Origin of the sequence: Psychrobacter luti (assembly GCF_014192115.1) — a bacterium.
Classification (GTDB): Bacteria; Pseudomonadota; Gammaproteobacteria; order Pseudomonadales; family Moraxellaceae; genus Psychrobacter; species Psychrobacter luti.
Genome location: NZ_JACHXL010000007.1, coordinates 86,660 through 97,183 on the forward strand (window position 1 = coordinate 86,660; position 10,524 = coordinate 97,183).

At 42.1% G+C, this 10,524-nt stretch carries 8 protein-coding genes and 2 tRNA genes; 4 read left to right on the forward strand and 6 right to left on the reverse strand.

Annotated elements, in window-relative coordinates; translation table 11 throughout:
• The first annotated feature begins 44 nt into the window (after positions 1-44).
• From FHS24_RS11460 to FHS24_RS11475, 4 genes are all read left to right on the forward strand, one after another.
• Positions 45-1,415 (forward strand): efflux RND transporter periplasmic adaptor subunit, encoded by a 1,371-nt coding sequence (locus FHS24_RS11460; RefSeq protein WP_183621250.1) that lies wholly within the window; start codon positions 45-47, stop codon positions 1,413-1,415.
• 104 nt (positions 1,416-1,519) lie between these two features.
• A complete protein-coding gene (locus FHS24_RS11465) occupies positions 1,520-3,514 on the forward strand; it encodes a MacB family efflux pump subunit (protein ID WP_183621251.1) in 1,995 nt (664 codons plus the stop codon).
• A 393-nt stretch (positions 3,515-3,907) separates the two neighbouring features.
• Positions 3,908-3,983 (forward strand) — tRNA-Lys (locus FHS24_RS11470).
• A gap of 161 nt (positions 3,984-4,144) precedes the next feature.
• A tRNA-Lys gene (locus FHS24_RS11475) sits at positions 4,145-4,220 on the forward strand.
• Positions 4,221-4,289: 69 nt separating this feature from the next.
• On the opposite strand, the gene FHS24_RS11480 is transcribed toward FHS24_RS11475, so the two are convergent.
• The 6 genes from FHS24_RS11480 to FHS24_RS11505 all read right to left on the reverse strand — a co-directional run bounded on the left by FHS24_RS11480 (position 4,290) and on the right by FHS24_RS11505 (position 10,191).
• The gene (locus FHS24_RS11480; protein WP_183621252.1) at positions 4,290-5,072 is read right to left on the reverse strand and encodes an MBL fold metallo-hydrolase; all 783 of its coding nucleotides are present in this window, start codon (positions 5,070-5,072) and stop codon (positions 4,290-4,292) included.
• 302 nt (positions 5,073-5,374) lie between these two features.
• The gene (locus FHS24_RS11485; RefSeq protein ID WP_183621253.1) at positions 5,375-7,462 is read right to left on the reverse strand and encodes a catalase; all 2,088 of its coding nucleotides are present in this window, start codon (positions 7,460-7,462) and stop codon (positions 5,375-5,377) included.
• A 486-nt stretch (positions 7,463-7,948) separates the two neighbouring features.
• Positions 7,949-8,599: a DUF938 domain-containing protein gene (locus FHS24_RS11490; RefSeq protein ID WP_183621254.1), complete on the reverse strand. Its 651-nt coding sequence runs from the start codon at positions 8,597-8,599 to the stop codon at positions 7,949-7,951.
• Positions 8,600-8,644: 45 nt separating this feature from the next.
• Positions 8,645-9,109 carry a flavodoxin family protein gene (locus FHS24_RS11495; RefSeq protein WP_183621255.1) on the reverse strand — a complete coding sequence of 155 codons (465 nt, stop codon included), beginning with the start codon at positions 9,107-9,109 and terminating at the stop codon, positions 8,645-8,647.
• Positions 9,110-9,161: 52 nt separating this feature from the next.
• Positions 9,162-9,572: an OsmC family protein gene (locus FHS24_RS11500; RefSeq protein WP_183621256.1), complete on the reverse strand. Its 411-nt coding sequence runs from the start codon at positions 9,570-9,572 to the stop codon at positions 9,162-9,164.
• Between the two features lie 400 nt (positions 9,573-9,972).
• Positions 9,973-10,191: a dodecin family protein gene (locus FHS24_RS11505; protein WP_183621257.1), complete on the reverse strand. Its 219-nt coding sequence runs from the start codon at positions 10,189-10,191 to the stop codon at positions 9,973-9,975.
• Between the last annotated feature and the right edge of the window lie 333 nt (positions 10,192-10,524).

A 10,524-nucleotide genomic window follows, 5' to 3' on the forward strand; every position in this document is an offset into this window, starting at 1 on the left:
TCTATCATAGCTACACTTGATTTAACTGTGATTGGATTGTTGTCATGCGCAAAATGAGCAAGAAGTCTGCTATCAAATGGGGCGTTATTGCCCTCGTCATCATCGCTTTAGGATTTTTAGCCTATAAAACCTTTAAGCCAAAAGAAACCACACCCAACTATCTAACGGCGACGGCTGAGATTGGTGATATCGAAAATAACGTCATGGCATCCGGTAAAGTAAAAGCGTTAAATACCGTCGATGTTGGTGCGCAGGTATCTGGTGAGGTGACAAGGCTGTTTGTTGAAGTCGGCGATGAAGTCAAAAAAGGCGATTTAATTGCGCAGATTGATCAGGTGACCCAGAAGAATAATTTAAGCAATGAGCAAGCGAGCCTTGAGCAGAGTGAAGCGGCATTACAAAGTGCGCAAGCAGAATCGTTAAGCAAACAAGCCAGTCTGAAAAGTGCCTATGCCGATCTTGCCAGCCGTCAAGCTGAGCTCAAACAAGCACAAGCAGATTTCTCGCGCCTACAAGGCTTATTGGCTATCGATGCGATATCGCAGCAGGATTATGATACGCAAGCGACAAAGGTTGCTACCGCTCAGGCATCGGTTGCTAACGCCCGAGCTGCCATCGAGACGGCAAAAGCGGCGATTGCTACCACCGAGGCAAATATTAATAGCCAGCAAGCCGCGTTGCGCAAATCTCAGACCAACGTCAGTACCGCGCAGGAAGATTTAAGCTATACCACCATTCGTGCACCGATATCAGGGACGGTGGTATCTGTGACCACTGAGCAAGGGTCGACCGTCAATGCCAATCAAACCGCGCCAACCATTGTGACTTTAGCCGATTTATCCACCGTGCGTATCAATGCGCAAATCTCTGAAGCTGACGTCATTAACGTTACAGCAGGCTTGCCAGTCTATTTTAATATCATCGGTAATCCCGACCAAAAATATGATGCGACCCTCAAAGCCATTGAACCTGCTCCTGAAAAAATCAGTGACACTAGCTCAACCGATGCCGCTATCTACTACGTTGGTTATATCGAAGTACCTAATACAGAGCGCCGCTTTCGTATCGATATGACCGCGCAAGTGTATATCGTCATCAATCAAGCAAAAGACGCGCTACTTATCCCATCTGCTGCCCTGCAGCCTGCCGGCAAATCTAGAAAACCTAATGGCTCTAAACCAGAGTCTACTACTGTAAATAAGTTGGATAGCGATTCTAGTGCAACCATGGCAACGGTGCGTGTGCTTAAAGCTGATGGCGAAGTCGTCGAGCAAACTGTCAAAGTCGGCATCAATAACCGTGTCAATGCTGAAATCTTAAGTGGTCTTAATAAAGGCGATGAGGTTATATTAAGCGAAGAGGGACCGGATAGCGGCAAAGGCAGTAAAGGTGGCAGAGGCGGTCGACCGTTTTAATATCTGAAAGGTAATAAACAACCACTTTAAATAAAATCGTCGCTAGCAAGACATCAGCTTTAGCTTTGATAATGACTTGAGATTTGAGATAAGCAGGATAGCAAATGAGTAACCAAGACCCGACTTCTAATGCCACCGCTACGCCTTTGATAGAAGTCAAAGGACTGATTAGAGAGTTCAAAGCTGGCGAGCAGACCATTCGCGTCTTGCATGATATCAACTTGACCATCAATCAAGGCGAAATGGTGGCTATCATTGGGCAATCCGGCTCGGGAAAATCGACCTTAATGAATATCTTGGGTTGCTTAGACCAAGCGACTGCGGGCGACTATAAGATATTTGGTCAATCGGTCAGCCGCTTAGATGCGGATGAGCTGGCAAAACTACGCCGTGAGCACTTTGGTTTTATTTTTCAGCGCTATCATCTATTGGGCGACATCAACGCCCGTGACAACGTTTCTGTACCAGCAGTCTATGATGGGATGGACGGGCAAGCACGTAACGAGCGTGCCGAAAAGCTATTGTCAGATTTAGGGCTAGCAGACAAAGTCAATAACCGCCCAAGCCAGCTATCGGGTGGACAGCAGCAGCGTGTGTCTATCGCAAGGGCGCTGATGAATGGCGGCGATATCATCTTAGCCGATGAGCCAACAGGTGCCTTAGATAGTAAATCAGGTGAAGATGTCGTACAAATTCTCAAAGACTTAAACGCGCAAGGTCATACCATAATTATGGTCACCCATGACCCAGGTCTTGCCGCCCAAGCTGAGCGCGTGATTGAAATCAAAGACGGCTATATCATTGCCGATTATAAAAATGAAGATTATCAGCGCCCAGAAGCACAGCCAGCGGCGATGATAGACAAACACCGTAAAAGTGCCTTTAGTAGTTTTATCGACCGTCTATTTGAAGCCTTTAAGATGTCTTTACTTGCTATGCGTGCGCATAAAATGCGCACGTTATTGACGATGTTAGGGATTATCATTGGTATTGCTTCCGTGGTATCGGTCGTCGGTTTGGGGAAAGGTTCACAAGAGCAGATACTGTCCAATATTAGCTCCTTAGGTACCAATACCATTACTGTCACTGACGGCTATCCCTACGGTGATCCTAGGCGTCAGTACAACGATGATAATTTAACCCCACAAGACGCCCAAGCGGTCGCTGACCAACCCTATGTACTCAGTGTCAGCCCGCAGCTCAATAGCAATATGAACGTGCGCTATCGTAACGTTCAAGAAGCTGCCAGTATCAGTGGCGTTGGTAAAGACTACCTCGATGTGAGCGGTGAAAAGCTGGCACTGGGTCAAGGCTTTGATGAACAGAGTATCCTGCGCCGTACCCAAGATATCATTATTGATGATAACGCCAGTAAAACTTTTTTTCCTGACAATGCCAATCCGATTGGCGAGGTATTGCTGATCGGTAGCGTTCCTGGGCGTGTGATTGGAGTATTAGAGCCGAACGATGGCGGCTTTAGTAGAGGCGCAGATTCGCCGACTTTATATATGCCCTACACCACTATGATGTCGCGGCTGATAGGCAGTGCCTATATTGAGAGCTTTGTCGCGCTGATTGACAACAATATCTCCTCTTCTGCCGCTGAGTCTGCCATATCTGAGCTGATGAAAAGCCGTCATGGTACCGATGATTTTCGCATACGCAACTCCGACTCCATTCGTCAGACGATTGAATCTACGACGGCTGCCATGACATTACTCATTTCATCCATTGCGATTATCTCGCTGGTTGTCGGCGGTATTGGTGTCATGAACATCATGCTGGTATCAGTGACCGAACGCACCAATGAGATTGGCGTACGTATGGCCGTCGGTGCGCGTCAAAGCGATATCATGCAGCAGTTTCTGATTGAAGCCGTTTTGGTCTGTATTTTAGGCGGACTATTGGGTATAGGCATGGCATTTGCGATTGGTGAAATGATTAACCGTATCGGCGGCGATAGTTTTAAAGTCATCTACTCACCAACCTCTATTATTGCCGCCTTTGTTTGCTCAACGCTTATTGGGGTTGTGTTTGGCTTTTTACCGGCACGTAACGCCGCCAAATTAGATCCAGTAGAAGCGCTTTCTAGAGATTAAAATATTTTGAGTGTACTGATGAATTCTGTGTTTAAGACTACTGCTTAAGAACAGCTGTTTAAAACTAAGCATTCAAAACTTACGCTTCAAAACATCTAATTGATAGGATTTTAGGGTATCTCAATACCCATTAAGCCTTAAATTTAAAAAAATATGATTAATTCACATCGATTTGCACTTTTTTTAACAATCGGGGTTGTAATTGTCATAATTATATATATAATGTGCTCTCACGTTTAGAGATACAAATCATCTAAACGGGTAAACAAGCTTATTGTCTCTTTTGATATTGATTCATTAATAGATAAAGAAATGAAGCTTTAAGAATTTTACCTAATAAGTAAAACTCTCTTGCAGAGTTAAAAAAGCAGTGCTTTTTTTATATACTCTTCAGGGCCGATAGCTCAGTTGGTAGAGCAGTTGACTTTTAATCAATTGGTCCCGCGTTCGAGTCGCGGTCGGCCCACCATATTTAGTATTATCCTTATCATGTATACTGCTCTATCCGGTAGTAGCGTAATAAGTTTAAATGTTTTAAGAAGCTTTCTTTTAGAACGCTTTACAGAATTTACGAAAATGTAAATTCTCTTGCAGAGTTAGAAAAGCAGTGCTTTTTTTATATACTCTTCAGGGCCGATAGCTCAGTTGGTAGAGCAGTTGACTTTTAATCAATTGGTCCCGCGTTCGAGTCGCGGTCGGCCCACCATATTTAGGAAAGCCCAATCATTTAATGATTGGGCTTTTTTTTGGCTGATATTATTTAATACTTATTTAACTAAGGCGTATTCACTCTTTTGCGAGCAAACTTAACCTGTGCAAGCATGAGTTTAAAACCATTTTTCAGCGTTGTTTCTCGTGGTTCATTCGGTGTCTGTTCTATCAATCGCTCAAAGTCCTTATCACTGAGCTTAACCCTTTTATCATGTGCCAGTAATAAAGTATCTGGTTGCAGTGCTTTCACCTTGGCCAATGATGCACGGTAAGCGACTGGCAAGGTAATTAAATAAGGCGATACAAACCTATTTTTGATAATTAATATTAAATCGGCGGTATACGCCTGTTTGCTTTGCGGATGCCATAAAGACAAGTCTCGATCGGTATGTCCTGGTGTTTCCAAGACGATCCAATCTTCAAAGTTTGGCACAGGATCACCATCTTGAACGTTGACATCTGCTTTTAGAATGGGGTGGTACCAGACATTGGTAACCGACTTACCTTGTCGATTGGCCACATAATAAGTCAATCCCAAATCATTTAGATGGGCGACTCTTCCCGAAACACCATGATACCAATGCTTGTCAGACTTAGCGGTAACGATTTGACAGCCTGTTTTTTGTTTCAAAAGTTCAGCGCCGCCAGCATGATCAGGATGCATATGCGTTACCATGACTGTCTTAAGTTGCTGGACCGGACGTTTTAGATTATCGGTAATATACGTTAAGATTTTATCTACATCACATCGACATCCTGAATCTAACAATAGCAACTTGTCAGGATAAACCGCCATATACGTTGTCTGGATATATCCCTCTATCGCAACGATATCTATTAAACTCATAATATTCCTTTATTTTGATATAGCCTTTAGCCTAGCTATTTATAAGCATTTATATATAAAAGCGTAGCCTTTTTTCAACACGCTCTAAGCAATATGATTTGTCATTATAACGCTCAGTATTGGTTTATGAATGATATTCAGTGAACGCTTGTGGCTAAGCTTTGGTATTTAGGCGTTTATCAACCATTTATTGGCTTTTACACTTAGTTCATAAAAACAAAAAACCCAGCCCTTAAGCTGAGTTTTTTTAATCATTTAAATGACAATAGCTAAATTTCTTGATAGATAGCTTTTATAAAGCGTTAGGCTAAGTCACGCACTTTTGGCTCACGCTCCCACAAGCGTGATTTGGCATTTTCAATAAAGGTATCTAATTCCGCTAGTGGTGTGACAAAAGCATCTTTTTCAATTGGCAATTTACTTAAGATAAACTCATCAGTCGCTCCGCAATAAGCAATGGCTTTACAGTGCGCATAAGCATCATTGAACCAATCGAGCGTGGCGCTGTCTTTAGCCAGCTTCTTTGCTTGCTCAGGCATAATGATACTAACCACCGCATCAAACATCACTGATGGGCCACCAGCTACGCGCTCGTCGGCTTGTATGCGAGTATCATCGTCTAAAATCACTTCTTTACTTGGTGCGACGATTTTTACCCGAGCGCCTTCCGCTTTTGCAGCAGCTTCAAACTTCTTAATCTCGCTGTGTTTTGAGCCTTCAGCAACTAAAATGCCAATCAAGCGACTTTTTAGCGTCTTAGGCGTTAAGCCAATCGTTCGTAATTTTTCAGAAGTAGCCATATCTTGTATCGGCGCGGCAGGCTCTGCCGCTTCTGGCAAGTCCATACCTAATGCTTTTGCGACACGTTTTGCCAAATCTTCATCAATATTCAGAAGATGACCGAGCATACGCGTACGGACATGGGCCGTATCTACTTTACCTAGCTCAAAGGCATATGCTGAGGCAATATGTGCTTGCTCAGTTGGCGTTTGGCTAAGATAGAACATACGCGGCTGGCTATAATGGTCAGCAAAGCTTTCAGCGCGCACGCGACCTTTGACGCCATCATCTAACTGCTCATGGAACGACTCAAAGCCTTTTTTAACACTTTCACGTGGTCTTGTCGGATCAAGGCTTTGTGGCTCATACAGCACGCGAGTTTTTGGCACTTGCATCTGCATATGACCATCTTGCTGATTATTTGCAAACGGACATTTTGGCGCGTTAATTGGAATTTGCGCAAAGTTTGGTGAGCCTAAACGCGACAGCTGCGTATCCAAATAACTAAACAAGCGACCTTGTAATAAAGGGTCGTTACTAAAGTCGATGCCCGGTGGCAGATGCGATGGGCAGAATGCCACTTGCTCAGTTTCAGCAAAGAAATTATCCGGATAGCGATTTAACACCATTTTACCCACGATGCGTACCGGCACCAATTCTTCTGGAATCAACTTGGTAGCATCTAAGTGGTCAAACGGAAACTCATTGGCTTCTTGTTCAGTAAATAGCTGGACGCCAAATTCCCACTCTGGATAGTCACCATTATTAATCGATTCAAATAAATCACGGCGATTATAATCAGGATCCGCGCCAGAGATTTTAACCGCTTCATCCCAAATCAGCGACTGCACGCCAAGTACTGGCTTCCAATGGAAACGTACAAAGGTGCTCTTGCCATCTTTATTAATAAAGCGATAGCTATGAATACCAAAGCCTTCCATCATTCCCAAGCTACGCGGCAGCGCACGATCACTCATTAGCCAAATCACATTGTGCATGGTTTCAGGGCTAAGTGAGATAAAATCCCAAAAGGTATCATGGGCAGAGGCCGCTTGCGGGAAACCACGATCTGGTTCTGGTTTCACCGCATGAACCAAATCAGGGAATTTCATCGCGTCTTGAATGAAGAAAATAGGCATATTATTACCGACGATATCCCAGTTGCCCTCTTCAGTGTAAATTTTCACCGCAAAACCCCGCACATCACGCGGTGTATCTTTTGAGCCTTTATTACCAGCGACTGTAGAAAAACGGGTAAATAATGGGGTCTGTTTGCCTGTTTCAGTTAAAATTTTAGCAGTGGTAAATTCTTCTAACGATTCTGTTAACTCAAAATAACCATGGGCGGCACTACCACGTGCATGGACGATACGCTCTGGAATACGCTCATGATCGAAGTGATTAATCTTTTCGCGTAAGACAAAATCTTCTAATAGCGCCGGGCCACGAGCGCCAACCTTAAGGGAGTTTTGATTGTCCGAAATGACAACACCTTGCTGGGTTGTCATGGCTTTAGTGTCGCCATTAGCACGTTGATGAGTTTCACCACCATTGCCGCGTTCAGTATTCATATCTTTAGCGGGGTCGGTATGATCAATATTATTATTCATAAAATATCCTAGCTAATGAGTAAAAACGGGCTATAGATAGCCCATTAAATGGGTGCTAACACAGTTTTTATATCCTTAGAGATGGTTTTGACTTCACATGTCATTTAATATTCTGTGTGCCGCACGGTTGAGGATAAAAATTGATTCAAGCACTCTTGAGATAGCAATGCTGAGCTCAATAATTATCTTACTCAAAAACCTTGGGCAGGTATGTCAACTATATAGTTAAGCGTGTTGATGTTTGGTTAAGCAAGGTAATCGTTAATGAGCATTAAAAATCGTTTGGAGTCTATTATTTTTAACAAATAGATATGATGCTCGCGCTGATGAGCGTTCTTGGAAACGTTATTTAGATTTTTTAGCAGAAGCCTATAAATAATTTGACTGTATATAAACAACATGAGTAGCTCTAAACAAAAAAGACCTCTCAATCAAGATCTTATAATGATCGATTGAGAGGTCTTTTTTGTTATAGATTTTAGTTATCTAGTGTTTTTGGAATACCAATAGCTGGTTATTAGCAGGCATCGCATATCTATCAGATAGCCTTAGATGATGTGTCTTAGCCAGAGCGATTATATCTTCCAAATGACGAATACCGCTCTTTGGATCGTGTTGTTGTAAACTGATATCAAATTGCTGATTACCCACGCTGATATAATGCCCATTTTCATTAAACGGTCCATAAACGATTAACTTACCATTGATAGATAAAGCCTCACCTACTAACTCAAACAATTTTTCCACCAACGACCACGACATAATATGCAAAGTATTGGCGGTAAATACCGCATCATAAGGCGCAGCGACAGCTTTATTTGTTGGCACCGAATCATGTGATACATCAAAAGTAAGTGGCGCATATAGATTTGGCGCAGGATAAGCAGCATGCCAAGCATTGATGGTGGCATGATGCGCTAACACATCACTGGTCTGCCATGTTAAATGCCCTAATCGTGGCGCGAGATATACACTATGCTGACCCGTTCCTGAACCAACTTCCAATACATGATTAAAACCTTGTAATTCTTGCTGTAAAATTTCTAAAATTGGCTGTTTATTATTTTCACACGCCTGAGAAAACGGCAAGGATGCAGTATCAAAGAGATGATTGCTTGTTGAGCTGTCATTATTCATAGCCTTTCCTCTTCTCTATTATTTTGTAACAACTACCGTTCATTGCTAATAAATACCCGCTTCTACCCCAGCTGCTAGCGTCATCGCTAGCTCTTCGACTTGCTCAGTAAACGCCTCTTGCCAATCACCTTGTAAAATCAGCGCTTCTTGAATCCGTTCCCAACGCAGCCCAGTTGTAATCGTCTTCAAGGCAAGCTTGGTACCCGTACCATCATGCCCTGCTCGAATATATAACGCAAACGGCATGCCCTGCTTCTTCTCTAACACAGGATAATAACAGCGATCAAAGAAGTCCTTGGTCAGCCCTGCCATATAAGCCAAATTCTCTGTCGTCCCTAATAACAGTGAATCAGCTGCCAATACATCTTCAGGCTGGGTATCTTGTGGCGACTTCAATATGACCTTGATATCTATATCAGGATGATTGGCACCATCATAAGCTGCCTGTGCTAGTTTTTTAGTATTAGGCGATGGTGCATGAGCAACGATAAGTAAAGTTCTGGTAGCCATATTAATCACCATTATTGTAGTTACTAGTTTTTGAAATTAGTAATTCTTGGAATCAATAGCTCTTAGAGTTGATAGTCACTTTTTGAATAATGTCAGGATGGATACTTTTCGCAACTGGGCAAGTAAGCGCAGTGTTATAAAATATTTTTTGCGTCTTATTATCTAAATTTTGATTAAAAGTAATCGCGACGTGTACTTCACTGACACGTCTTGGGTCAGCTGCCATAACTTTGGTCACTTCAGCCGTAGTGCCCGCAATATCGATATCCATATCACGAGCTTTGATGCCGATAATCGTCAACATACAACTGGCTAAGCTGGTCGCCAATAAATCAGTTGGTGAAAATGCTTCACCCTTACCCTGATTATCAGTTGGGGCATCGGTAATGATTTCATTAATAGATTGCAAATGGATAGCAGTAGTGCGTAGATCGCCTTGATAAGTTACTTTTGAAGTTGTCATAGGGTTCTCATTAATAGTTATTGTTTTTAGGCTAATTTTATCGGATAGGCTATCAATGGCAAATGCTACTGTGCCTTGTACTTGAGAGATTACACCTATCAACTCCTTAGACGGTGACCAACAACTTGCTCTGTATGGTTGAGCATCAAGCACAAGCAAAGAAAGCATCGAGTCATATGAGTGTTAATTCCGACGAAGCAGAGATTAGATATAATACCTTTAGTCTTCACAAGAACATCAACCAGTTTACTACATCTACTTCGATCTATAATGTTAAGAGATTTCTACAAACAGACTATCTACTTTATTAATGATTAAAAGACATAAGAAAAGCCTGCATACACAGGCTTTTTATTTCTTAAAGAAATCAGGTTTGTGAGTACTTTAGCATTATTAATAATTAACTAAGGTCAGTACCCTCATTAATCACAAAGCTCACAATCATAATGACATGATACTTATTGATTTTACCATCAGTAATTCCTACTTTCTGCTCTTTTACCCAAGCACCTTGAACATTGTTAATGGTTTTGGCGATACGCGCCACACCTTTTTGGATAGCATCTTCAAAACTGGTTTCAGAGGTGCTACTTACTTCAATATTCTTTGCAATAGTCATAATTATCTCATCCTTGTGATTATTAATTCTTATATCATTAAATTTATTTATAAAAGCTCATACTTCTTTAATGATTCTACATCAATAATATGAACTGTAATTATCATAGCCTTAATAAGTCATCTCAACAATACATAGGTGTTAAGTTATGTATTAGTGATATATAAAATACCTTATTAACGCCTGTTATTTAAAATCCCCAAACCCCAGCCAAAAGAAAACCCCCTTCGCTTTCGCGAAGGGGGTTTTACTTTTAGAATAGAGAGCTGACGATGACCTACTCTCACATGGCCGGAGCCACACTACCATTGGCGCGATGATGTTTCACTTCTG

Bases quoted from the DNA above. Each gene is read 5' to 3' on its own strand.
- FHS24_RS11460 (WP_183621250.1), top strand. From the start codon at position 45: ATGCGCAAAATGAGCAAGAAGTCTGCTATCAAATGGGGCGTTATTGCC.
- FHS24_RS11465 (WP_183621251.1), top strand. From the start codon at position 1,520: ATGAGTAACCAAGACCCGACTTCTAATGCCACCGCTACGCCTTTGATA.
- FHS24_RS11480 (WP_183621252.1), bottom strand. From the start codon at position 5,072: ATGAGTTTAATAGATATCGTTGCGATAGAGGGATATATCCAGACAACG.
- FHS24_RS11485 (WP_183621253.1), bottom strand. From the start codon at position 7,462: ATGAATAATAATATTGATCATACCGACCCCGCTAAAGATATGAATACT.
- FHS24_RS11490 (WP_183621254.1), bottom strand. From the start codon at position 8,599: ATGAATAATGACAGCTCAACAAGCAATCATCTCTTTGATACTGCATCC.
- FHS24_RS11495 (WP_183621255.1), bottom strand. From the start codon at position 9,109: ATGGCTACCAGAACTTTACTTATCGTTGCTCATGCACCATCGCCTAAT.
- FHS24_RS11500 (WP_183621256.1), bottom strand. From the start codon at position 9,572: ATGACAACTTCAAAAGTAACTTATCAAGGCGATCTACGCACTACTGCT.
- FHS24_RS11505 (WP_183621257.1), bottom strand. From the start codon at position 10,191: ATGACTATTGCAAAGAATATTGAAGTAAGTAGCACCTCTGAAACCAGT.